A 23,940-nucleotide genomic window follows, 5' to 3' on the forward strand; every position below is an offset into this window, starting at 1 on the left:
AGCCTTGGGCTTCAACAGGAATCCACCGTCGAATGCAACGATCAACGGCATAAAGCTCCAAGGAGTCAATATGAAGGAAAACGCATGGCTGATGTGAATTCGACCCAGCTGCGCGATGCACTTGCGTGGGTAACCGACGATCAGAAAAAGGCGCAAGAACCCAGCACCAATCCTTTCGTCTGGTTCTGGGAAGCCATGCAAGGGGACTTCAATGAAGAGCGCTCCACTGGCCAGTTGATGACCGATGCAGCCATCTCGATGATTCCCCTGGTCGATCAGGTGTGTGATGTCCGCGACCTGATCGCCAACTGCAACAAGCTCCGCAAGGACACGTCGGACACCTGGGCCTGGGTCGCCTTGGCACTGACATTGATCGGGCTGTTCCCGACACTGGGTTCGCTGGTCAAAGGCGTACTGAAGATCTTCTTCCACTTTATCCGGCGCATGGGTGGCGACGCTACCATCAAGGCGATCGATGCGGCCATGACGATGGTCGTCGGTTTTCTGCGCAGGCGTGATGTGCAAAAATACCTGCGCCAGCTCAAAGTGGACGAAGTATTCAAGTGGTCGGCAAATGAAATCAGGACTGTTCGTGGCAAGGTCAATGTCAGCTCGCTGCTAAGAGCCTTTGACCGTGGCATCAGCGCACTTGAACAGTTGGCCGCCAAGGTCACCTGGGTGCCCAATATAGGCGCCAAAGCAAAACATTATCTTGAAGAGGTGCACAATATCTGCCGGCTAGCGGACAAGCATCTCGGAGAAGCATTGCGCCCGGTCCAGAATGCCCTGGATAGCATCATCATGCGGCTGGAGCGTGAGTCGCTGGAGCGACAGCGCGGGATCATCAATCTCAATAACATACACTATCGTGGCGCGCTTCCGGAGGCGGAGGCGGTCAAGCTGATGCGGGAGACAGAGCCTCCGCCGTCTTGGCTCAGCAAGGGAGAAGATAAAGAATATCCGGGACTGGTCCCTTCGGAAAGTAAATTATATGTTGATGAGAAAGTTGCCGAAGGATGGCCGGCGCTTCTCCCACACAACGTAAAATCTTTCAACACGTTGATAGCAGATGAAATAAGGGGTCCGGCTCGGCTCTACAGAATCCTATCTCCAAATAGCCGAGCCATGAGTGATTGCTGGGTTACAGAAGATATTTTCAAACAATTGCAGGCGGCAGCCGATCCACGTGCGGCATGGCGCAAGCACCTGGCGGTATGGCCGGACTGGAACGTGAATGGTCAGTTTGTGATCTATGACGTCAAATCTGGTGAGAGCCTGAAAGTTTGGCGCGGGAAGGCATCCACCCAATTCAAGGATAGTCTTGCAGATCGACATCTTGAGGGCGGTTGGGAGCAAATCGTATTTAACGTACCCCGTAATGATGCCCGCAACGACACGATGCTTTACTACCCCCGCCATGGTGATGCGTCCCAAAAATTGCAAAATGCTCTGAGCACAACAGAATATGACAAGCTAGATGCTGCACAAAGAGAAAACTACGTCAGCCTGCGAGAATCAATCAATCACCCCAACATCAGCGGCCCCTTTGATACCGGATGGGGCTATTCGGATTTCGGAGGAGCAGGATTGGGAGAAAAGATCGGACTACCAAGTCTTCCGGGTCAAATCACAAAACTGAATCACTAAACAAAATGTCTGATATTCCATTCCAACTCAGTTTGACACAAAAGAAACACGTCTCTTTGCTGTATCACTTTGCGTCGCTTTCTTACCTGCAAGGATTACAGGATCGCCTTCGATCGCTAATGCAGTTCATCGACCCCACCCTGGACAAAGCCAAGCTTCAAGGCCGCGACGCACTACTGACCAATAGCCGCTGGGGAACACGTGACACCTCGGAGAACTGGGCCAATAATGGCTGGCCATTTCTTGCCGACTTCGAACTCTCTGTCGCCAAGCAAATCGCACAGCGTGCATTCGAAGTCTATTCATTTACCGCTGCGGATAATTGTGCTCGGGCCTTGGCAGAGTTCTCCCTGGCATGGATGACACCTGAAGAGGAAGGTGACTTCCAATCCCTCTTCAATGACGTCTATCTCTACGCGGACAAAATCGACAGAACATTAACAAAATTCAACGTTGCTGGAGGGTGGAATGATTTTGGTTTGACGCTTTGCCTGGCCGAACACCCCGAGGCACTTAGAGATGCCACGGCATTAAGACTTCGTAGCGACATCATCTCCAGTAGCGGCGCAACGCCGCCACGTACCGGTGTCTATTTGCCGCTCGACGACCCTCATGGCACTCCCCAGTTTTGCTGGACCGGAAATCCTTCTGGAGGACTCAAGAAGTGCAGTACGTTTAACGATCTGGGACTGGACGCACTAGCAAGTGTCGGTCGTCAAGCTCTGTGGCTAGATGATCACCGCATGAATCAATTTGTGCAGAGCCACCTTCAAGATCCTCGCCTGATGGTAGATCCATACTTCAAGGAAAGTGTTAGTAAACCCAAACTGGCTCCAAGTTTGGTAGCTCGACAAGCTTTCACGTCACGCCCCTGCGATTGGATTTATGTAGAACAACTTCACGGACAGCCTGTCGATTTCTCTGAAGATGTTCCCCTTGATCAGGCAGGAACGGCAGCTCGACTGGAAAGCGGTGCCATCTGTAGCCGTTCAGGATATTACTTCACCCCGTCCAAGATCAATTCCCGCAGGTATTTCAGCAAAGGGGAAACCATGCCTGATCTCAATAGCGAATATGGCGCAACTATCTGGCAATGGGATTCAGATCAGGATTGAATACATGACGTGCCAGAAGAGACATGTCTCGCTGCTTCACCATTTTTTCGCCGCTCGGTCATCTGGATATTCAAGTACTCTTTTTGGTGAGCATTCCGGTTCTCACTAACAATTGGTACGCGTCAAAAAAGAAATGATTAACTCTCCTGGCCATATCGATCCACAAGAGATTTTTCTCTTGGAACGTTACACCTCTCTTGAATACCTGAGCCAATTGCGAGACAGCTGGTAAGAGCTACTTGAATTTGTGGAATCGCGGCTGAATCAGTTCATGCAAAACTTGCCGCGCGATTACCGCAACCGCGCTCTACCTGAACAACCTGATATCGTTTGGGAGAACAGATGCTTCCCAACTTCCGAGATACATTCGACGGCCTCTGCAGCGGTTATATCAAGTTGTCTGATGGAGACTTCGATGGGCTCAACAGCGCGCATGGAGTGCGCTCGGACTTCAAGGGGCAGCTCGAATTTTCCGCTGACTGGATGGGCGATGAAGGCGTTCGTACGTATCGACGCCTATTGAGTCAGGCGCTCGTCCGGGCTCGCAACATCATATCTACTCAAGGTGCATACTGGTCGGCCGGAACCTTGTCACCCGGCTATACCCCCGAGGACCGGGGGCCACTTGATGCGCCGGATACTTGGCCTGGCTACATGCTTGATCCTTCCACCACCGCGCGAACAGGACAGCAACCGCCAATACCAGGCATCTATGTTCCAGACCAATCCAATTCCAGCGCTCAGTTCCTCGGCCCGGACATTGATGAGGCACCCGAATGCAGCATATTCCTGGGAATGCAATCTCTCTATATTCCGCACACCTCAGAAAAATACGGTGAAGAAGCTCCGCATCAGACCGCTCCATGCACATGGACGCTGGTCAAGAAGGTGACCATCAACGGAAGGTAACATCGCTAAGCGCACCGCAGGATTTCAAGCGACGCGTTGCAAGCGGAGAACTCTGCCCGGCAGATGGATATTATTTCAAACCGGCCCAACTAAATTCCCGAAGCAAGTTGAAGCGCGAAGAGATCATGCCAACCGTGAGTTCTCACTATGGCGCCACCAACTGGCAATGGGACTCCGATCAGAAATGAAGACAAACAGTGGACTCCAACCCTGACATGGGTTCAACGAACATCAAAGACTTGATGATCAATCTCAACGCGGATGCAGGCTTAGCTATTGCGACTGCACCCTCATGAAGTGAATGAATTCCCTCAAGCGGCATCCGCCTGCGCAAATCTCGCCCGCGCCTTGTGCAGCTTGCGATAGCTATCAAGCAGCCGCTGATGACGCTCCAAGCCTTCGAGCTTCATGCTGGTCGGCGTCAAGCCAAAGAAGCGCACGCTTCCCGTCACCGATCCGATGGCCGCGTCCATGCGCGCATCGCCGAACATGCGGCGGAAGTTGACCTCGTAGTCGGCCAGTTCCAGCTCGTCATCCAGTTCCACTTCCAGCACGACGTTCAGGGCCTGGTAGAACAGACCTCGTTCGACTGAATTGTCGTTGTACTGCAGGAAGGCGCCGACCAGGTCATGTGCCTCCTCGAACTGCTTCAAGGCCAGGTTGATCAGCAGCTTCAGTTCGAGCACCGTCAGTTGGCCCCATTCGGTGTTCTCGTCGAAGTCGATACCGATCAGGGTGGCGATATCCGAGTAATCATCCAGCTCATTGTTCTCCAGGCGGTCGAGCAAGGCCGCCAACGTCTTGTCATCCAGGCGATGCAGGTTCAGGATGTCCTCGCGGAACAGCAGCGCCTTGTTGGTGTTGTCCCAGATCAGGTCCTCCACCGGATAGACCTCGGAGTAACCCGGCACCAGAATACGGCAAGCCGTAGCGCCCAGTTGATCGTACACGGCGACGTAGGCCTCCTTGCCCATCTTCTCCAGAATGCCGAACAAGGTAGCCGCCTCATCAGCATTGGAATCCGCACCCTGGCTGGAGAAATCCCATTCCACAAATTCGTAGTCGGCCTTCGCACTGAAGAAACGCCACGACACGATGCCGGACGAATCAATGAAGTGCTCGACGAAATTGTTGGGCTCGGTCACCGCATTGCTCTCGAAGGTCGGCTGCGGCAGATCGTTGAGGCCTTCAAAGCTGCGCCCTTGCAGCAGTTCAGTCAGGCTGCGCTCCAGCGCCACCTCAAAACTCGGGTGCGCACCGAAGGAGGCGAAAACGCCACCGGTGCGCGGGTTCATCAAGGTCACGCACATCACCGGATAGGCACCGCCCAGCGAAGCATCCTTGACCAGCACGGGGAAGCCCTGCTCTTCCAATCCCTGGATGCCTGCCACGATGCCAGGGTATTTCGCAAGGACTTCCTGGGGTACGTCCGGCAGACAGATCTCGCCTTCCAGAATTTCGCGCTTGACTGCGCGCTCGAAGATCTCCGACAGGCATTGCACCTGCGCTTCCGGCAAGGTATTGCCGGCACTCATGCCGTTGCTGACGAAGAGATTCTCGACCAGGTTGGACGGGAAATACACCACTTCACCATCTGACTGACGGACATAAGGCAGCGAACAGATGCCGCGCTGCGCATTGCCGGAATTGGTGTCGATCAGATGCGAAGCACGCAGCTCGCCGTCGGGGTTGTAGATCTCCAGGCAATACGCGTCGAGGATCTCCTTGGGTAGCTTGTCCCCGCGCCCGGGCTTGAACCAACGCTCGTTGGGATAATGCACGAACTCGGCATTGGCGATCTCCTCGCCCCAGTAGGAACCGGCGTAGAAGTGGTTGTTGCTGATGCGTTCGATGTACTCGCCCAGGGCCGAGGCCAGCGCGCTTTCCTTGGTGGCGCCCTTGCCGTTGGTGAAGCACATCGGCGAATGCGCGTCTCGGATATGCAGCGACCACACATTGGGAATGATGTTGCGCCAGGAAGCAATCTCGATCTTGATGCCCAGTTCGGCCAGCAAGCCCGACATGTTGGCGATGGTCTGTTCCAGCGGCAGGTCCTTGCCCAGGATATGCGTACTGGCACCGGCCTCGGGCTTGAGGGTCAGCAAGGACTGCGCATCGGCATCCAGATTTTCCACCTCCTCGATGACGAATTCCGGCCCTTCCTGAACCACCTTCTTGACGGTACAGCGCTCGATCGAGCGCAAGATGCCGCGGCGATCTGCTTCCTCGATGTCGGCCGGCAGTTCTACCTGTATCTTGAAGGTCTGCCGGTAGCGGTTTTCCGGGTCAACGATATTGTTCTGCGACAGGCGAATATTCTCGGTCGAAATATTGCGCGTGTTGCAGTACAGCTTCACGAAATACGCCGCGCACAGGGCCGATGACGCCAGGAAGTAATCAAAGGGACCCGGTGCCGAGCCGTCTCCCTTGTAGCGGATGGGCTGATCGGCGATGACGGTAAAGTCGTCGAACTTGGCTTCAAGACGCAGCTTGTCGAGGAAGTTGACTTTGATTTCCATGGCGAGATTCCGAGAATGAACCGAAGAGATGGCGGTAAGGCGCGTGAGCGACAGCGGCCCACAAGATTGTCGTGGCGACGGCGATGACCGTGGGGCGGGTCTATCGGTCGTCGCGCAAAAGAGCTTCGATGATAGCCTGGTGCCGTTGCACCAGCGTTTCCTGCCGGTATTGAGCACTCTACTCATCTTGCGACGCATGTCGGGCAGCATGCAGACCGACAGCCCAAATTGCAGAGCAAAAGAAAAACGGCTCACATCGCTGTGAGCCGCTTCGGTATTGGTGCTGGCTGCAGGACTTGAACCCGCCACCCCCTGATTACAAGTCCGGCGCGAATTTCAATTATATCAAATACTTAGCTCATTTTTTGCTTCGCAATTGAGAAATTTAGCGCCGCGCAAGCCCTTACTGGGCCTCAACCATTTCCAAATTGCGAAGCAGAAATTTGGTCGGCAGATGCGAATGTTTGCTACAGCTACCAATGACCGCAATCGGCGGGTCGACTTTTCTACCAGTGTAAACGCCCGCATTACGCGGGCGTTTGTTTATCCAAATCGGGGCGGGATTTGTTATTCAGAAACAGCGTGTAAGGCTAACCTAACGTCCCGGTTCCGTAGACGGGGCGAAGGAAAAGCGGTATGCTTCGCTTCTTTTTTCTCCCCCGCGCGGCTGTAGCTCAGTGGATAGAGTATTGGCCTCCGAAGCCAAGGGTCGTGGGTTCGATCCCCGCCAGCCGCGCCAACCCTTGCTAAGGTTGGTCCCCCCTTCCCAGCCTAGCTTGCCTCTGTTAGTGGATTATCTGCAAAATCCCCTAACTTCCTCCTGAATTTCTGGTCCCGAGCTATGATTTCCGCTTCATTGGCGGACTGCTCTACTGTAACCAAATATCTGAGTGTTATACATATGCAAACTCCATATCAAGATGATCTTTTTGGCGCGTCTCCGGTAGATGGGGGCAAGAGCGTCGAACAACGCGCTAACGAGCAGTCTGGCACATTCACCCCCAATATGAAACTTCCGATACACAGGTGGTTTAGGTACTCGGCTGGATTCTCTTCCGATTGGGTGCGGAGCGTTATCCAACAGTACAATCCTGTTGCAGTTTTGGACCCTTTCGTCGGTTCCGGTACAGTTTGTGTCGAGGCTGACATTGCAGGTGTCCCTTCTTTTGGCGTCGAATCACATCCATTTGTCTTTAGACTAGCGCATGGTAAGTTGGCCTGGTCGACTTCTATAGAAGAGTTCAGAAGCGCCATCGCTGAGGTAGAAAAACGTGCTGCGCTTTCTTCGCTGGAGCTTCCCCCAAAGGTTCCAGACCTCCTAGTGAAATGCTACGAACCGCAAGTACTGCTGGAATTGTTAAAGCTGAGACAGGCTGCAATCGATGTCTCGCCAGAACTCGCAATTGGGGCGCGCTCCCTGTTGTTTTTAGCTATTAACTCCATCTTGCGACCGACAAGCCATGTCGGTACTGCGCAGTGGCAATACGTTCTGCCGAACAAACGTAAAGCTACGGTTACCATGCCTGCTGAAGCGCTTACCGCTCAATCATTGATCATGGCCGAAGACATGGCAAAAGTCAGATCTGAACGCTCCGCCTCGATCGCGACACTATTGCAAGGCGACGCCCGCCAGCTCGCTGGCGTTCCCGACCAATCAGTAGACCTTGTTGTGACCTCACCACCATACGCGAACAATTATGACTATGCTGATGCGACGCGACTGGAAATGACCTTTTGGGGCGAGATTGATTCGTGGGGTGACCTGCATGGAGCTGTAAGAAAATTTCTGATTTGTTCAAGCTCGCAGCACGCTTCTAAGGAAAAATTGAAATTAGACGAGCTGCTTGCCAGACCTTCATTAGCCCCCATCAGGGATGAAATCTCCAAGGTGTGCAATGAGCTCGCAGTTGTCAGGATGACAAAAGGCGGGAGTAAGCACTATCATACGATGATTGCCGCTTACTATTCGGATATGGGAGAAACTCTCAAGGCGCTGCGGAGAGTGACCAAAAGCGGCAGTAATATGTGCCTGGTTATAGGCGATTCGGCACCATACGGCGTTCACGCGCCGGCTGAAAAGTGGCTAGGGGCGCAGGCTATAGCCTGTGGTTTCAGCGAGTGGTCGTTTGAAAAAATACGTGAGCGCAACGTAAAGTGGAAAAATAGGAAGCATGATGTTCCGCTTCACGAAGGTAGACTTTGGATAAGGGGATAATTCTATGGCGAGTGCGCCGGGCCACAAATTTGGGCAGGACCTAGGTAATTTGCTTGAGTACATAGTGCTCGAGAGAATCTTAAAGCCGAGACTAGAGGCGTTTGCGAACTCAAAGAACTACTATCTGGATTGGCAGAAGCAGCGGCCGGCGCGGACGGGCAAAAAGGTTACCTGGGAGGATAAATACGGCAACAAGCACGACTTGGACTTCGTTATCGAGGTCGGTGGCACCGAAACTAAACGGGGCACCCCGGTTGCGTTCATTGAGGCGGCGTGGAGGCGTTACACTAAGCACTCGAAGAATAAAGCACAGGAGATTCAAGGCGCGATCCTCCCCATTATTGAATTGCACCATTTATCCGCCCCGTTTTACGGTGCAGTTTTAGCTGGGGAATTTACGGGTAATGCGCTGACCCAACTGCGGAATAATAAGTTTGCGGTCTTGTATATTCCCTATCAGAGCGTTGTAGAGGCATTTCGTGGGATTGGCTTTGACATTGAGTTCGACGAAGATACTCCTGATGATGTTTATGCTGATGCAAACAGAAAATTAGCAAACCTTACTGACGCGCAGAAAGAAAAGCTCCGGCTCGACCTCACCAACGTCTCAAAAGATGAAACGGATCGGTTTATGACCGCTTTAAAGGCCTCCCTTGAACGTCTTATTTCGGCTATTTGGGTTATACCTTTATTTGGGAACAAGATAGCCGCTCGCAGCCCGGCAGATGCAATTAATATTCTGAAGAAGATTGATATGCAGAATCCATCGGGTAATTTCAGCAAGGTCGAGATTATCGTTGACTACAATAATGGCGATTCGATCCGAGCACACTTTGTTGACATCGCCGGTGCCGAAGGTTTCCTTGCAAAGCTGGTTGCATAGGGCAGATTGTCCCGTAAGGAGAGGAAGCTGGTTCCGGTTTGTGGAAGTGAGCCGTGCACAGCTAAGAGGACGAGCTTACTGTTTCGTCCTATTCGATATGAGCGCACATGGCTGTAACCGGCAGTTAATGGGAGGTGGGTTAAATTAGATGAAGCCTGTCCGCTTACAAAGACAAATGAAAAAACCGCGTTCTGCGGTTTTTTTTTCGGCCATGAGGCTCGCCGAAGGCAACTCTATTACCCCCTCTCGGTTCAATTCTCCAGAGTGATTTGGATCAATCACTTGATCGAATGGCCCGGTCCAGCCTGAGGGCCGTTATTGCTCGAGATGAGGGATTGTAGCTGAGTCAAAATGCGTCAGATCTGATGCCCGCCAGGTCGGAAGGGGCCCCAGGCTGGGCGGGCTTCCGGGCCTGACGCAAATTTGAGTCAAAACCGACCTATGTAGCGGGCAGGCGCGGGGTGGGGGCAACCGCGCGCGCCGGGCTGAAAAAGACAAAAATAATTGCATTTTTGCAATCATTTCAGTCCCCGCCCTCCTCCACACCCGGCCCTCGAACGCATCGGGAGCCATCAGAGCGGCTTTCCCGCACACTGGGAACAAATTCTGTTGCCCCTCGTCAAAGTCAGCACAACAGCGCAGCACTGGTGCGCCATGTCTAACCTGGCGAGAAAATCATGAGTCGTCCATTCATCACCATTGGAGACAAGACCAGCCATGGCGGCACGGTCATCAGCGGCGATCAGACCTTTCTGATCCATGGCAAGGCCGTGGCAGGCATCGGCGATCTGACCTTCTGCCCGCGCTGCAAAGGGACCTTCCCGATCACCACCGGTGCCGAAGACATGATCACTAACGGCAAGGCACCTGCTCGCGAGGGAGACCGCACCGCATGTGGTGCGGTCCTGATGGCCACACAGGCGGTCACTACCCACTCCATCGAACAGGATGCAGGTACGGCCGCCAACGCTTCCGCTGCCGCCAGCACCGTGACCAATGCACTGCCCCCAGCAGATTCTGGCATCTGCCTCAGTTGCCTGATGAATGCAGCGAAGTCCGGCGCAACCATGATCGTGCGCGACTGATGCCTGCCGACATTCAACAGCGGCTTGCGCAACTGCGCAGCACCATGCCGCAACTCAAGCTATATGCCCTGGTGGATGGCTTTCACTACCAGGCTCATTATGAAAAGACCCTGGAGGAAGATCTGCACGTGCGCGGACTCTTCCTCGGTACAGTCGATGCGCACCTCGCTCCATCAGGACCGTGGCTGCTGGATGCCGAAGACGCCCCCGCCGATCTGCACGACAATGTGACACGACTGGAGGCAAGGTCGCCCGCAGTGTCATGGCTCATCAGTTCAATGGATCTGGGTGAAATGGCGGCCACGCTGCAGGCCCGCGTGCAGGTCTTGCTGCCAGACGGTCGACAGGCCCTGCTGCGTTTATGGGATCCGCGAGCGCTGGCCAATGCCGCGCGGGATTTTGATGAGGCGCAGCGTAGCTATCTGTTCGATGGGATTACCGAATGGCTGTTTTTCATGGATGGCCGCCGTGTGCGCATTGGAAGGCATCATGCTCAGAATCACTGAAGAACAATTCCAGAAGATACAGGCGCGCGACACTGACAATTTCGTTGCTGCGGTTGCCGATGAGTTCCTGGCAGATCGGCCTGATCTCCAGGCGCATCCAGGCCGCGCCGAGATCATCGGACGAATGCGCGCCGCCTATGACAATGGGCTGAACCTGGGATTCACGCAGACGCCTTCGCTCATCTACATGATGTACATGTCCGCCGATCTGCCCGGAATATTCCAACGGCCGCAGACGCAACAATACCTGAGCAAGCCCGGTGCCACGCCTGAGCAGCGGCTGAGCGATATGAAAGATGTGCTGCGCTACTTTGCTCGCACTTCAGAACAAGAAGAGGAATAAGCATGGGCTTTCTCGCTATCCCGTTCGTACCGGCCATCTCTGCTGAGGTAGCAGCATGGCTGGGACTAGCTGGCACTGCTGCCGTAGCCGGTGGAGCCGCTGCGGTCTATACAAATTCCAAGAAGGCTGAAGAAGCTCAAAGCAAGCCGCTTGCCCAAGTGGACGTGACAAAGCAGAGCGAAAAATGTAAGGAATGTCCGCCTAACGGTGGCGCAGTAGTATCGCGGCGATGGAATATGTCCGATATCTCTCGCGAGTACCAAGCGCGAGTGACGGGCTTTGCGCCCTATACTGAGTGGGCATTTTCTGGCGTGGACTTTGATGGATTCCGTTCTCCTGAATGCCTCTTGCAGGAGGCCAAAGCAAGATACGCCCAATTTTTTGATCAAGAGGCGGACAAGCCCAAGTTCTTTTTTTCGTTCACCGGATATAGGAAGCTTCTGACGCAAGCAGCAAAGCAAAATGCGGTGACTACAGCATCGTCTCCTGCACGTCTCAATTGGTACTTCATGGAGAAATTCGTTGCCAACCATATGCGGCGCCGGTTCAGCGCCAGAGGTTTACTCATCACTGTGGTTTTTATGCCCTAATCTCATGAATATTCAGTTCGCTTATAAAGCCGGCATCGATACCCTTCCTAGTATTCCCGAACAGCTCAATCAGCTATGGAAGGTAGCTACGTCGCTAGACAAAATAGGTATGCCGCTTGAAGACTGGTGCCCGCCAGCGGATACACCTGACAATGCACGCCGCAACGTCGCTTTTGAGAAAAATGGGCCGTCGGAGGCGGCTATTTCTATTTTCAAAGAAGAGGAAAAAAACGATCCATCAGCAACCTTTAGAGCATTAGGTGTATGGAACGGTCAGGAAGATATTGGTGGAGCAGTCATCCTGCATGAACTATCTGTCGCGTCGAATAGTTCGAACTCGGCCTTTGAAATCAATGCAAAAGCCGTTCATACTCTGGAGGAAAAGGGGAATATTGTTCAGATTATCAATACACTTCTAGAAATCTTCCCTGCACCCTTTATCCAGGTCAGCCCTCCTCCGTACGAAACCCGACATGCCGTCTTCGAAGATCGCCCATGCGTCGGCTGGATGCTGTATTTGCCTGAGATACTGACACCCGCACAGGTGCCAGAGGCTCCAGAGCTGATTCCAGTTTGGGACAAAGACAAGAAGCAGAAAGGAACGATCGTCGTCAGCGTTCCGAACGAAACGTTCTCTGTAAAAAACAAGGAGCACATCAAGGTTGCAAACGCGATTGAGATTCGCCTTGCAGATCAAGACTTGCTTCCTCGTTTTTCGAATCTATAGCTAACGTCTTCCCGTACGGCGCCGCGCCGAGTCCATCTTCTGATAGTCATCCCGGCAATGAATGTCGCAGAACAGCAGCTCGACGGCTACTGGCTCGTCGCAGAAGTGGCACCTGCAGTCAGGCTGCAATGCCGGCGCACGTCGTGCGGCGGCCAAGCCGGCGTCGATGGTTCGATAGATTCTGCTGTCTGCGTTGTCGGCGTGATCGCTCATGATTATTTGCCCTCATTGGTAGGAAGTTGGTAGGGGCGGAACCGAACCACGTCTTGACCGGCCCACTCGTTCAAGGAAAGGAACTGCGCCTGCAGCGGCTCAATCTCGTTGCAGCCAAAGACGGCAGCGGCCTTCGTCACATCGCCGAATCCGCCAGTGTTATTGGGCATGGTCCCGAGCAATTGCGGCGGCACGCGATGCGCGGCCAGCACGTCGTCGCGAGTGCAGTTCTTGATATTGAAAAATTCGTCCTTGGCCGCGATCTCGGAAACCGGCAGGATCTGCAGGCCATCTTTCTTGCCGCCTGGTGCATACACAAACAGGTTGCGAAAGTTGCCCGGTCCCTTGCTGTTGCGCATCGCCTCGCGCAGCTTGTCCACGTCGTTGACGTTGCTGGCGGTGTCGGTCATGTATAGGATGAAGCCCGCATGCGAGCCGTTGAGGTAGTAGCGTCGGCGGAAGAGCGTTGCTGACTCATTGAGCCAGGCCGATTGCAGCGCGCTCACGTACTGCGGCACCCCATACACCTCCTGATTGATGTCGGGCGCCTGCAAGTGCCAAATGGTGTCGCGCTCGAATTCGTAGGTATCCCGCCAGCCATTGACGAAGAAATACCGCCCTGACTCCACGCCCACGCGCGTGTATTTGGCCAATGCCGGCTTGAGGCTCAAAAGCTTGCCCGTCATGCTCTCGCGGCGCTCGGCATAGCAGTTGCCGAACAACAGGAAATCCAGGGCCAGGCGCGTGAAGTCGCCGCGCGACAATACGGCGGACGGCTGGAAGGTCGAGGCCAGGATATTGACCTTGCACCAGATCGCACTAGCGTGATGAACGCTGGCATTCAAGGACTTGGCCAGGCCCCCCATGCTCAAGGGCGGCTCGTACCAATCGCCATTGCGGTAGCACTCGACATCGGCGAGCATGTCCCGCCCCTCCAGCACGGGCGACGGATCGCCAAAAGAAAACGCCTCGACGGCTGGCGACGGCGGCGCCTCGACCTTGGCCGGCACGGTATTGGCGGATGCAGCCGCGCGGCGGCGTGCTCTGTGTTTCATCAGAAGAACTCCATAGATGATGTGTTGTTAGCGGTGGTGCCTTCGAAGGGCTCATAGTCGAGGGCGTGCATGACCGACCAGGCCAAGTCAGCGTGGCCGGTTTCTTCCGAGCGGCCAGCGTCATAGGTGACAGCGCGGCCGCTGGGCGTGAGGATCTTGCGAATGGCCATGAAGGACTGCGCGATGTCCGTCCAGCCCGCATCGAACTGCAGGCGGCCACTGCGGATAATGTTTTGGGCCTTCAGCACCATCCGCGTTTTGACTTCGGGCGAGTAGCTGATGGCGGTCGCACCAGGGAAGAACTGCTTCACCAGCGGATAGACGCCCACGCCCATGCCGGTGGTGTCGATGCCGATGTACTGGACGTTGTAGCGACCGCACATTTCCTTGATGAGCGCGGCCTGTTCCGCAAAATCTTTACCGCGCCACTGGTGGCGTTCAAGGATGCGGAAATTGCCACCAGGGACCAGCGGCGGGGCAATCACCGAACAGCCGGCGCTGTCGCCGGTCAGTGATGGGTCATAGCCGATCCACACAGGGCGGTGGCCAAAGGGGCGAGCCGTGAACGGTTTATAGTCGTCCCAATCCACCCACGAATCCACCATGCCGCGCTGCAGGTCGGCCAGGGGGAACACCGACGCGGAATCGTCGATAAAGTTACACATCAACAGGTTGTCGAACTGGTCCGGCGAGTATTCGAAGTCGCGCAGTTCGTCGATGTCGAACAGGTCGCAGCCACCAGCAGCGGCGTCCATGATCGTGACGATCTGGCGCCAGATTTTGTCCTCACCGGTGAAGCCCGATGACAGGCGCTTGTGGCTCACATCGATGTTGACCTTTTCGCCCTTGGCGCGGCGCTTGTTGAACGCATCACCGGTCCAGAACGGATAGGCCTGGTGCGTGGTGGCCGAGGGTGTCGAGAAGTAGGTTTTGCGCCACTTCTTATGCAGGGCCATGCCTGACGCCACCTTGTTCAGCTCGGTGAAATTGTGCGTCCAGAAGAATTCATCGAAATAGAAGTTGCCGTGATAGCCCTGGGCCGTTCGGGCGTTCGTGCCGAGGAAATACAGGTGCGCGCCATTGGGCAGCACGATAGGATCGCCGGACAGCTCCACGCCACATGCGTCCTTCGCAAACTGGATGATGTATTGCTTGAAGACGTGCGCCTGCGATTTCGAGGCCGAGAGAAAAATCTGATTGCGTCCGGTCTGGATCGCATCAATCAAAGCTTCGCGGGCGAAGTACCAGGTCGCGCCGATCTGGCGCGATTTCAGGATGATGCGAGTGCGCTCGCTGCCGTTTCGGTACCAGACCTTTTGATAGTCGAACAGGGAATCGTTGAATGCCTCGACGATGCGTTGCTGCGCCTCTTCGCTGAACTCGTTGCGCACCGGCTTTTTCTTCGGGCCGGCATTGCGATTGGCGAGCTTGGGATTGAGGTCGGTCTCATTGCCGCCCGGCTGCTCATAGCGGCGCACGCGCGCAGCCTGCACAAGCTGGCGCATCAGTGCATCGAGTTCCTTATACTCGCCATTGCCCTTTACTTCCTTGGCGATCAGTTGCACTATGCGCGCTTCAAGGGCAATCTCTACGCGCTCCAAGCGCGAGACCTTTTCCCATTCATCGCGGTGCTTCCAGCTATTGACGGTAGATCGCTTAATCTTCAGGTGGCGCGCAATCGACGAGATGCGCCAGCCCTCGAAATACAGGCGGCGCGCAACGTGCCGAGGCTCGGCCGCCTGGTCGATGTTGTCTTTGATGTCTTCTGGAATTTCTAACATGCCGCAAGCGTAGGCGGCGCGCGCGCGTAGCGGGGACTTTGCCGAGTCGCTATCCCCCTTTTCAACCCTCAGTTCATTGATGCATTTCGCCCATCGGCAGAAGATGACGTTATCCGATCAACCGATAACGAGCGCGAAAACTCATGGCAACCAAGAGCAAATTTTTCCGCGTCGCGACCGAGGGCGCGACCACCGACGGCCGTAGCATCAGCCGCGAGCAAATCCAGCAGATGGCCGACAGCTATAACGTGAAAACCTACGGCGCTCGCGTGTGGGTCGAACATCTGCGCAGCCTGCTGCCCGATGGTCCGTTCAAGGCCTACGGCGATGTCCTGGCATTGAAGGCCGAAGAGGTCGACACCGAGAACGGTAGGCGCCTGGCTCTGTTCGCTCAGATCGAGCCGACGCCTGCGCTGATCGCCATGAACAAGGATCGCCAGAAGATCTTCACCAGCATCGAGCTGGCCGACAAGTTCGCGGATACCGGTAGCTCCTATCTCGTGGGCCTGGCTGTGACCGACAGCCCCGCCAGCCTGGGCACCGAGATTCTGCAGTTCTCGGCCACCAATCCCAAGGCCTCCCCCTTTACTCCCCGCAAGCTGAAGCCGGAGAACCTGTTCTCCGAAGCCATCGAGGCCAAGCTCGAATTCGAAGAAGACGGCCCGAGCGTGGCCGAGACCATCAAGCAGCTGTTCAGCCGCATCGGCGGTGGCGAGAAGAAGGCCGATGCCCAGCATGCCGATGTGGTTGCTGCAATGACCGCCGTGGCCGAGAAGGTCGGCGAGTTCGCGCAGTCTGCCGCGCAAGCGAGCAAGGATGTGGCCGACGCTGTGGCTCGCCTGGAGAAGCTGGAAAAGCGCGTGGGCGATGAATCGACCGCCGCCGAGCAGTTCCGCCAGACCGTCAACCTGACCGACAAGAACAGCACACAACGCCCGCCTGCCACCGGTGGCGGCAGCAGCGGCGCCGTGCAGACCGAGTTCTAAGCCAGTCTCGCGCGAACCTATTTTCTGAATTTACCCTGGAGCAGAACACATGAAGAATCAGACCCGTGCCGCCTATAACGCCTACACTGCGCGCCTGGCGAGCCTGAATGATGTTGCCGGCGGTGCCGTCCATTCGACCTTCTCGGTGGACCCGACCGTGCAACAGAAGCTGGAAGACAAAATGCAGGAATCGTCCGAATTCCTGTCCAGCATCAACCTGATCGGCGTCGATGAGCAGGAAGGCGAAAAAATCGGCCTGGGCGTGTCCGGCCCCATCGCCAGCCGTACCGATACGCGCGGCGACAAGCGCCGCAGTACTCGCGACGCATCGGCCATGTCGAACACCCGCTATCGCTGCGAGAAGACCAATTTCGACACCCATATCACCTATGCCAAGTTGGATGCCTGGGCCAAGTTCCCGGACTTCCAACTGCGTCTGGCCAATGCGATCCTGAAACGCCAGGCGCTGGACCGCATCATGATCGGTTTCAACGGCGTGAAAGTGGCCGCCGATACCAATCTCGACCTGTATCCGCTGCTGCAGGACGTGAACAAGGGCTGGCTGCAGCAGATCCGCGAGCAGTCGCCGCATCGCGTCATGGGCCTGGTCGGCCAGGATCTGCCGGGCAAGGTGGTCATCGGCAAGGGCGCGGGCGCCGATTACGTGAACCTCGATGCCGCCGTGTATGACGCGGTGACCAATCTGGACCCGTGGTATCAGGACGATACGGGCCTCGTGGTCATCGTCGGCCGCGAGCTGCTGCACGACAAGTATTTCCCCTTGATCAACAAGGATCAGGCACCGACTGAAGCCCTGGCCGCTGACATCATCGTGAGCCAGAAGCGTATCGGCGGCCTGCCGGCGGTGCGCGTGCCGTCCTTCCCGGCCAATGCCATGCTGATTACCCGCCTGGACAACCTGTCGATCTACTTCCAGAACGGTGGCCGCCGCCGCCGTGTGGTCGATGAACCGAAGGCCGACCGCATCGAGAACTATGAATCGTCCAATGACGCCTACGTGATCGAGGATGAGGGCCTGGCCGCCCTGGTGGAAAACGTGGTGCTGCAGGATGCGGCAGCGGGCGGCGCCTGATGTCGCGCCTGTCTCCCGCCGCGCGCCACCGTGAGCGCATGCTCGGCAAGCTGGCGGCGTCTGCCGGCGAGCCGGGCGGCGTGACCACAGGCAGCGCCTACGAGTTGATGCTGATGAAGCTGCATGAGGACCGGCGCACGCTGTCCAACATCCAATCCATCGAACGCAAGATCGAAATGAAGGCCACCCTGCTGCCGGCCTATCAGGACTGGATTGATGGCGTGCTGTCGGGCGGCCGTGGTGCCCACGACGAAGTGCTGGTCAATGTGCTGGTGTGGCACATCGATGTCGGCGACTACGAACGCGCCTTGCAGCTCTCGGCCTATGCGCTGGAACACAAGTTCACTTTGCCGGATCGCTACAACCGGACCTTGCCCACGCTGCTGCAGGACGATTTCGCGGGCGCCAGCCTGGGCGGCAAGCTGAAGGATGACCCTGCCCGCGCGGCCGAGATCCTGCAACAGGTGCTGGCCATGACCGGCAATGCCGATACGCCCGACCAGGCGCGCGCCAAGGTGCATAAGGCGCTGGGCCTGGCCCTGCTGGAGCTGGTCAATCAGGTGGATGCCGAGAACATCACTGCGGCCACGGCCGACCGGGCCACGGCTTCGCTGCAGCACCTCACCCGGGCGAGCGAGCTGCACCAGGCGGCCGGCGTCAAGAAGGAAATCGAGCGGTTGGAGCGGCGACTCAAGAAGTTCGCCGAACCGGCCAAGTAAAGAGCACCCCACGGCGCAGGGGCGGCCCGAGACGGAAGCGACCTTGTTCGTCGGATGTCTCGGCCACCGCCCCCCACACATTTCAAGACCATGAGCTATATCGACGAGGTGCCGGTAACGGCGGCGCCGACCATGCCGGCCGATGTGAAGGCCATCACCAATGACGGATTTTTCCCCGACATCAGCATGCCGGCCATGCGGGATGCCATGCGGCTGGATTCGACGGTGACCGATGCGCGGCTCCGCCCGGCCCTGATAGACGCGATCCTGACGGCCAATCGACTGCTACGGGACTGGCAGGCGGGCCACCTGGCCAGTGGTGTTCAGAAGCTGGAAGAGGTGCCCGCGCTCAAGGTGGACGGCGAAAGCCAGTACGTCGCGCACTATCGTCGCGCCGTCTACAGCTTCGCCAAGGCTGACATCTTCGAGAGCTATCGGGACTACGACACCACCGCGAGCGCGCTGACCGACAAGAAAAACATGGAATGGATGGACATGGCGCCGGACGTGCAGCGCCGTAACGGCCATTGGGCCATCAATGACATTCTCGGCCGCACGCATGCGACCGTGGAGCTGATCTGATGCAGGTACGCAGCCAGCAGGGAGATACGCTCGATGCGTTGGTGTTTCGCTACCTGGGCGCCAGTAGCGGCTATGTGGAGCAGGCGCTTGCGCTCAATCCTGCCTTGGCCGCGTTGGGGGCGGTGCTGCCGGCGGGCACGATGGTCACGCTGCCCGCTGCAGTGGAAGCACCCAGCGCGGCGCAAGACAGTATCAGCCTGTGGGACTGACGACATGAATACCAAATTACTGACAAGGGGAAATCACGTTATGGCAGCAGAATCCGCCGGTGGCATCGCTGCCATCCTGAAAATCTACGGCATCAAGGCCGTGCTCGGCATGGTCGGCGCCGCGCTGCTGTACATCGTCCTGCCGCCGCGCAATGCCGATGGCTCGTTCAACGAAAAGGAATTCGTGGTGCGCCTGGCGTGCGCGGGCGCCTTCTCCATCATGTTCGGCGACCTGGCGTTTTCCCTGCTGCTGCAGCATGTGCCGGCCATCGCGGCCGCGCTGGGGCCGAAGCCGGTCGATTTGATGGTCGGCGCGCCGGCCTGGTGGATTACGCGGGCCGTGGCGCTATGGTTCCAGCGGCGCCAGGGCAAGGATATTGCCGAGTTGGCGCGCGACGTGAAGGAAACACTGTGAACGCTACCGATAACCGCCGCGCCTTCCTGGGCATGCTGCGCTTCTCCGAAGGCACGTCCAATTCGCCGACCACGCGCGACCGCGGCTATGACCAGATCGTCGGACGCACCCGTTTTACCAGCTACGCCGATCATCCGCGCGTGCGCGTCTGGATTCCTCGTATCCAGAATTGGTCCACGGCGGCCGGTGCTTATCAGCTGCTGATGCGCTACTACGATATCTACCGCAAGCAGCTCGGACTAACCGGATTCGGGCCGGAGGTGCAAGACGCCATCGCCCTGCAGCAGATCAAGGAATGCCGGGCCTTGCCCGATATCGACGCCGGCCGCCTGGCCGACGCCATCGCCAAGTGCAAAAACATCTGGGCATCCTTGCCGGGCGCCGGCTATGGCCAGTTCGAGCATCGCTATGTGGATCTCGAAAAGGCATTCACGCGGGAAGGCGGTGACGCCATCGTGCTGCCGACCCTGAAAACCAGCGAGGAACTGCACTTGGCCTTCCTGGATGCCGGCGGGGTATTGGCATGACGCTGACCGACACCTGGCGCACCCGGTTGCGTGCCGCTCTCGGCATCGGCTTGCTGGCGGTGGCCTTTGCATCCGCCTGGGCTATCCAGGGATGGCGCAAGGATGCCGACATTGACCACCTGAAGACTGGCATTGCCGTTGCCAATCAGGCAGCGGCCGACGCCAGGGCCGAACGCACTCAACAGGTGTTGAAGGCCGAGCGCAACGCGCGCGACGCCATCCAGGCCATTACCGACAAGCTCACCAATGAAAGGGATGCTGCCCGCCATGAGAAAGACACTTACATTGCTGGTGTGCGCAGCGGCGCTATCCGGCTGTCAGTCCCCGTCGTCGCTGCAGTGCCCGCCGGGGCCAGTTGCGCAGATACCGGCACTGCCGGTGGAGCTGGTCAGGAAGCGCGATCCGAACTTACGCCAGCGGCAGCAGAGTTTCTTGACGACATCGCCAGCGAAGGCGATGACGCCATCCGACAAAGCAATGCCCTGATCGATGCCTACAATGCCTTGCGCGAGAAACTGAATGTACAAGCCCAACAATCTGCGGGATTACCTGCGCAAGGCCATTAAGGATCTGGCGCAGAATCCGGACAAGCTGCACATCTTCATCGATGAAGGCGGATCGCGCGCCACCGGCACGGCCGGTCTGTCCTTCGAGTATGACTATGTGTTGAATCTGATCTTGACCGACATCGGCCTGGACCTCGATCTGGTGTTCGTGCCGCTGCTGGCGTGGATGCGGGTTCATCAACGGGAAGCGTTTGCCAATCCAGAGAACGCCAAAAAGGCCATCCGCTTCGAAGTGGACATGAACAGCGCGGACTCGCTCGATCTGTCGATCAAGCTGGCGCTCACGGAACGCACCATCGTGAAACGGCAGGACGGCGGCCGGCTGGAGATCATCCACGCAGCCGAGCCTCATCTCACGCCGCCATTCGCTGATGACTTCTGGCAGCTCTACCAGGGCGATAGCCTGCTGGCCGAATGGGAAGTACCGACACTGCCATGAGTGATGATCTGCAACGCCTGGAAGAGTGGGCCGGCGCCTTGATGGCCAAGGTGCAGCCGGCGCAACGGCGCCAGCTGGTGCGCCAGGTGGCCAATGACCTGCGGCGCGAGCATGCGCGCCTGATCGCCCAGCAGGTGGCGCCCGATGGCACGCCTTATCCAGCGCGCAAGAATCGCAAGGAACTGCGCGGCAAGTCTGGCCGGATCAAGCGGCAGAAGGCGGCCATGTTCAACAAGCTGCGCACGAATGCCTATTTGCAAGTGCAGGCGGATGCCAATCAAGCATCGATCGGTTTCTTTGGGAAGGTGGCGCGCATCGCGCGCGTGCATCATGAGGGCCTGCAAGACCAAGTTGCTCCAAGCGGGCCGAGCTACAAATACCCAGCCAGACCGCTATTAGGGTTCACGGACGCTGACATTTCAGCGTTACGCAGAATCCTGCTGGAACATTGCTCAAATTAGAGTGGCACGCCGTACAGCCGCCTTGGTTTAAAACGATGAAGGAATCTTAGAACGGGATGGGTTTATTCCTCATGATCAGCAAAATCCATCAATTGGCCACCCCTAATCTCGTCAAAAATGCATCTACTATTGGAGTCCACTTTGCCATCCCTCTGGCAAAAAGAGCGTGTCCGTTATGGTCAAATGGTGGCAAGAGGTGATACTCAGCCATACCGCCTGATGCAATGAATGCGTCGTACCATGCGCGACTGTACCGGGGACCGAACAGCGGATCGTTTTCTGTATAGATCCACAGAGTGGGAACTGTCGTACTCCTTCCGAACCGTTCAAACATATTCTCAAGTTTTTGCGGACTACAAGGCGTGCCAGTGTGCTTATTCATGTTACCTCCATGGCCGCCCGCGAAATTGATTGCGCCAATTAGTCCACTTGGATGGCGCGCTGCGGCGGCCATTGTCAGATATCCTCCCACTGACTGTCCAACCAGCAATATCTTCTGAGGATCGACAAAAGAAAAACTTTTTATGTGGTTTAACACTGCCAATATTTCGGCACTACCGGCCTCCGCGACCGCCCCGTAATGCTTGCCCCTACAGCTACCACTGCTTTCTGGATCGAATGTTGTAGCGTACTCTCCGTATCCAATCCTCGTAGGCTCAAATACTGCGAAACCATGATCCACAAAATACTGTGCCTGCCGGGGATGACGAAACCTCGGTGGCTCGCTCCGACTGGCAGAACTGCGCCCGTGATTCATGATAACAATGGGAAAAGGGCCGGCACCGTCCGGCCTGAATTCTGTAATAACAATTTTGCCGACTTCTTCATTTCCATGCACATCCTTAACGGCAACATCAATAGTCTCAACGCTTTCATTCATTGGTAACCCGGCTTCTCGAGCGTGAACAGAGCAAGTTACGCAAAGTCCCGAGAGCATCGAAAGGATAAGAATGAACAGGTTAAATAATTGATGCATTTGGCGCATAGGTTATGGCTATCAATTTTGATGTTTGTCGGCACGGAAGGACGTTGACGAATTCAGACAACCTCATACAAGACTGAAAAGGGATATCAGCTTCAATTCTTGTCGTTTTCTACGACCTCATCACCAAGTGCATAAAGGCGACATTGGGGTGCATCTGGTTTCTTTCCGGTATTGCAGGCGTTCGTTGCGATTTCAGCGGCTTCCTGCTTCGTCCTGGCCCATCGTGCGCTTCCCCAGATGCCTTCCCCATTCGAGGCGAAAGCTTTTTCGTAGCTCTGCAGCTTTACGTATTCTTCAAATGCCTTATAGCCGGCGGCGGTCAAGCCTGAAGGTGGAGGCAGTTTCACTACGGGCTGTTTCACGATTTCATCTGCGGGTAAACTATGTTCACGAAGAAATTGCTCAACTCTTCCCCACCAAAGGCCCTCTTCTGCGGAGACCAGAATAGTGTGGCCGTTTTTTTTGAACGCAGGCGCGATAAACAGCTCGGCTTGGCCTCCAGCATTCTTGTAGCTAGACCACATCTCTTTTCCTAGCGCCGGTGGGAACCACGTGTCATTGGCAGCGTAGATCCATAGAGTGGGTATCCTTGCTTGCCGGCCAAACTCGGAGAGCGCATCCATCAATCCTTGCTTGTCACAGACCTGGCCATCTTGTCGTGCTCCTCGGCCAGGATCGAATGCAATCACGCCACTAACCCCCGGGGAATTTTCAGCACTTGCAGCCAATACCGTGAAACCTCCTGACGACATCCCCACAAGTAATGCATGTTCTGAACTTGCCCAAGCTTGTTTGCGAATCGCGACCAGTGCTCCTGTGATATCGCTAGCAGCGGCCATTCCCGCTGCAAAGTGGCGGGGAGAAAGACAGCTGCCACCGAAATATTCCGGGATGCCGGTGGAGCGGCCATATCCTTGGCGTAGGACCACCACCGCAGCATATCCTCGTCTAGCAAAGGCAATAGCTGCCGCTGAAAAGCGGTTGGGATTCAGCGATATACGATCACTTTTTGCATTCCCATCCGTACCATTTGTAATAATGACTACTGGATATTGTCCCGGCTTTGATGGTCTGGTGATAAATGCATCCAGCTGAGCGACATCTCCGTTTTCTTTTGGTACGGCGAGAATTGTTGGCTCTCTGATCAGGCCGGGGATTTCCTCAACGAGATGCTTATCCAACTGGGTCTGTGCTGAGACAGGAAAGTGGCAGGAAAAAGCGGTGATAGTAGCGACAACGACTTTCGATACAATGCGCATTAAATATTTTACTGTCATGAGGCGATTAGATATGCAGAAGGTGTCTTCCAAGCTCATCATGTAGTTTCTACTATTTTCCTGACCCTAGCTTTACTAGGCGCTGACATATTG

26 protein-coding genes and 1 tRNA gene are annotated in these 23,940 nt (G+C 56.2%); 22 read left to right on the forward strand and 5 right to left on the reverse strand.

The annotated features are described in order from the left end of the window. Positions 1 to 84 precede the first annotated feature (84 nt). From AACH55_RS20970 to AACH55_RS20980, 3 genes are all read left to right on the forward strand, one after another. Positions 85 to 1,647 carry a hypothetical protein gene (locus AACH55_RS20970; RefSeq protein WP_338716565.1) on the forward strand — a complete coding sequence of 521 codons (1,563 nt, stop codon included), beginning with the start codon at positions 85 to 87 and terminating at the stop codon, positions 1,645 to 1,647. A gap of 5 nt (positions 1,648 to 1,652) precedes the next feature. Beyond that, positions 1,653 to 2,762 (forward strand): hypothetical protein, encoded by a 1,110-nt coding sequence (locus AACH55_RS20975; RefSeq protein WP_338716566.1) that lies wholly within the window; start codon positions 1,653 to 1,655, stop codon positions 2,760 to 2,762. A 342-nt stretch (positions 2,763 to 3,104) separates the two neighbouring features. Further along, complete coding sequence (locus tag AACH55_RS20980; protein ID WP_338716567.1) at positions 3,105 to 3,671, forward strand: hypothetical protein; 567 nt, start codon at positions 3,105 to 3,107, stop codon at positions 3,669 to 3,671. Between the two features lie 311 nt (positions 3,672 to 3,982). Here AACH55_RS20980 and AACH55_RS20985 read toward each other — a convergent pair whose 3' ends face one another. After that, on the reverse strand, positions 3,983 to 6,190 hold the full coding sequence (locus tag AACH55_RS20985; RefSeq protein ID WP_338716568.1) for an OsmC domain/YcaO domain-containing protein: 2,208 nt from the start codon (positions 6,188 to 6,190) through the stop codon (positions 3,983 to 3,985). Between the two features lie 43 nt (positions 6,191 to 6,233). Between AACH55_RS20985 and AACH55_RS20990 the strand changes: the two genes are divergently transcribed. The 9 genes from AACH55_RS20990 to AACH55_RS21030 all read left to right on the forward strand — a co-directional run bounded on the left by AACH55_RS20990 (position 6,234) and on the right by AACH55_RS21030 (position 12,539). Next, on the forward strand, positions 6,234 to 6,455 hold the full coding sequence (locus AACH55_RS20990; RefSeq protein WP_338716569.1) for a hypothetical protein: 222 nt from the start codon (positions 6,234 to 6,236) through the stop codon (positions 6,453 to 6,455). 398 nt (positions 6,456 to 6,853) lie between these two features. Continuing rightward, positions 6,854 to 6,929: transfer RNA gene (locus AACH55_RS20995), tRNA-Arg, on the forward strand. 162 nt (positions 6,930 to 7,091) lie between these two features. After that, entirely contained in the window at positions 7,092 to 8,405 is a 1,314-nt protein-coding gene (locus AACH55_RS21000) for a DNA modification methylase (RefSeq protein WP_338716570.1), read from the forward strand. Positions 8,406 to 8,409: 4 nt separating this feature from the next. Then, complete coding sequence (locus AACH55_RS21005) at positions 8,410 to 9,288, forward strand: hypothetical protein (protein ID WP_338716571.1); 879 nt, start codon at positions 8,410 to 8,412, stop codon at positions 9,286 to 9,288. Between the two features lie 677 nt (positions 9,289 to 9,965). Continuing rightward, a complete protein-coding gene (locus tag AACH55_RS21010; RefSeq protein WP_338716572.1) occupies positions 9,966 to 10,373 on the forward strand; it encodes a PAAR domain-containing protein in 408 nt (135 codons plus the stop codon). 44 nt (positions 10,374 to 10,417) lie between these two features. Continuing rightward, the gene (locus tag AACH55_RS21015; RefSeq protein ID WP_338716573.1) at positions 10,418 to 10,879 is read left to right on the forward strand and encodes a DUF4123 domain-containing protein; all 462 of its coding nucleotides are present in this window, start codon (positions 10,418 to 10,420) and stop codon (positions 10,877 to 10,879) included. After that, on the forward strand, positions 10,863 to 11,222 hold the full coding sequence (locus AACH55_RS21020) for a hypothetical protein (RefSeq protein ID WP_338716574.1): 360 nt from the start codon (positions 10,863 to 10,865) through the stop codon (positions 11,220 to 11,222). Before AACH55_RS21015 ends, AACH55_RS21020 begins: the two co-directional genes overlap by 17 nt. 2 nt (positions 11,223 to 11,224) lie before the next feature. Beyond that, on the forward strand, positions 11,225 to 11,812 hold the full coding sequence (locus AACH55_RS21025; protein WP_338716575.1) for a restriction endonuclease fold toxin 5 domain-containing protein: 588 nt from the start codon (positions 11,225 to 11,227) through the stop codon (positions 11,810 to 11,812). A gap of 4 nt (positions 11,813 to 11,816) precedes the next feature. Beyond that, complete coding sequence (locus AACH55_RS21030) at positions 11,817 to 12,539, forward strand: immunity 52 family protein (protein WP_338716576.1); 723 nt, start codon at positions 11,817 to 11,819, stop codon at positions 12,537 to 12,539. A gap of 215 nt (positions 12,540 to 12,754) precedes the next feature. Here the strand turns inward: AACH55_RS21030 and AACH55_RS21035 are convergent, their stop codons facing one another. Beyond that, on the reverse strand, positions 12,755 to 13,807 hold the full coding sequence (locus tag AACH55_RS21035; protein WP_338716577.1) for a phage portal protein: 1,053 nt from the start codon (positions 13,805 to 13,807) through the stop codon (positions 12,755 to 12,757). Further along, positions 13,807 to 15,588, reverse strand: a complete 1,782-nt coding sequence (locus AACH55_RS21040) for a terminase ATPase subunit family protein (RefSeq protein WP_338716578.1) — start codon at positions 15,586 to 15,588, stop codon at positions 13,807 to 13,809. The genes AACH55_RS21035 and AACH55_RS21040 overlap by 1 nt, the downstream gene beginning before the upstream one ends. Before the next feature lie 143 nt (positions 15,589 to 15,731). Here AACH55_RS21040 and AACH55_RS21045 point away from each other — a divergent pair, with 143 nt between their 5' ends. From AACH55_RS21045 to AACH55_RS21090, 10 genes are all read left to right on the forward strand, one after another. Continuing rightward, on the forward strand, positions 15,732 to 16,574 hold the full coding sequence (locus tag AACH55_RS21045) for a GPO family capsid scaffolding protein (RefSeq protein ID WP_338716579.1): 843 nt from the start codon (positions 15,732 to 15,734) through the stop codon (positions 16,572 to 16,574). Between the two features lie 49 nt (positions 16,575 to 16,623). Continuing rightward, the gene (locus tag AACH55_RS21050) at positions 16,624 to 17,667 is read left to right on the forward strand and encodes a phage major capsid protein, P2 family (protein ID WP_338716580.1); all 1,044 of its coding nucleotides are present in this window, start codon (positions 16,624 to 16,626) and stop codon (positions 17,665 to 17,667) included. Then, entirely contained in the window at positions 17,667 to 18,386 is a 720-nt protein-coding gene (gene gpM, locus AACH55_RS21055) for a phage terminase small subunit (RefSeq protein ID WP_338716581.1), read from the forward strand. Before AACH55_RS21050 ends, gpM begins: the two co-directional genes overlap by 1 nt. Positions 18,387 to 18,476: 90 nt before the next feature. After that, positions 18,477 to 18,968, forward strand: coding sequence for a head completion/stabilization protein (locus tag AACH55_RS21060; RefSeq protein ID WP_338716582.1), 492 nt, complete (start codon positions 18,477 to 18,479; stop codon positions 18,966 to 18,968). Beyond that, on the forward strand, positions 18,968 to 19,177 hold the full coding sequence (locus AACH55_RS21065) for a tail protein X (RefSeq protein ID WP_338716583.1): 210 nt from the start codon (positions 18,968 to 18,970) through the stop codon (positions 19,175 to 19,177). The genes AACH55_RS21060 and AACH55_RS21065 overlap by 1 nt, the downstream gene beginning before the upstream one ends. A gap of 40 nt (positions 19,178 to 19,217) precedes the next feature. Further along, a complete protein-coding gene (locus AACH55_RS21070) occupies positions 19,218 to 19,592 on the forward strand; it encodes a hypothetical protein (RefSeq protein WP_338716584.1) in 375 nt (124 codons plus the stop codon). Further along, a complete protein-coding gene (locus AACH55_RS21075; protein ID WP_338716585.1) occupies positions 19,589 to 20,119 on the forward strand; it encodes a glycoside hydrolase family 104 protein in 531 nt (176 codons plus the stop codon). Before AACH55_RS21070 ends, AACH55_RS21075 begins: the two co-directional genes overlap by 4 nt. Further along, complete coding sequence (locus AACH55_RS21080; RefSeq protein ID WP_338716586.1) at positions 20,116 to 20,685, forward strand: lysis system i-spanin subunit Rz; 570 nt, start codon at positions 20,116 to 20,118, stop codon at positions 20,683 to 20,685. Before AACH55_RS21075 ends, AACH55_RS21080 begins: the two co-directional genes overlap by 4 nt. After that, on the forward strand, positions 20,639 to 21,124 hold the full coding sequence (locus tag AACH55_RS21085) for a phage tail protein (protein ID WP_338716587.1): 486 nt from the start codon (positions 20,639 to 20,641) through the stop codon (positions 21,122 to 21,124). Before AACH55_RS21080 ends, AACH55_RS21085 begins: the two co-directional genes overlap by 47 nt. Next, positions 21,121 to 21,585 (forward strand): phage virion morphogenesis protein, encoded by a 465-nt coding sequence (locus AACH55_RS21090; protein WP_338716588.1) that lies wholly within the window; start codon positions 21,121 to 21,123, stop codon positions 21,583 to 21,585. Before AACH55_RS21085 ends, AACH55_RS21090 begins: the two co-directional genes overlap by 4 nt. Positions 21,586 to 21,673: 88 nt before the next feature. Here AACH55_RS21090 and AACH55_RS21095 read toward each other — a convergent pair whose 3' ends face one another. Beyond that, complete coding sequence (locus AACH55_RS21095; protein WP_338716589.1) at positions 21,674 to 22,570, reverse strand: prolyl oligopeptidase family serine peptidase; 897 nt, start codon at positions 22,568 to 22,570, stop codon at positions 21,674 to 21,676. 92 nt (positions 22,571 to 22,662) lie between these two features. Further along, the gene (locus AACH55_RS21100) at positions 22,663 to 23,889 is read right to left on the reverse strand and encodes a CocE/NonD family hydrolase (protein ID WP_338716590.1); all 1,227 of its coding nucleotides are present in this window, start codon (positions 23,887 to 23,889) and stop codon (positions 22,663 to 22,665) included. Between the last annotated feature and the right edge of the window lie 51 nt (positions 23,890 to 23,940).

Origin of the sequence: Herbaspirillum sp. DW155 (genome assembly GCF_037076565.1) — a bacterium.
Lineage (GTDB): Bacteria > Pseudomonadota > Gammaproteobacteria > Burkholderiales > Burkholderiaceae_D > Herbaspirillum.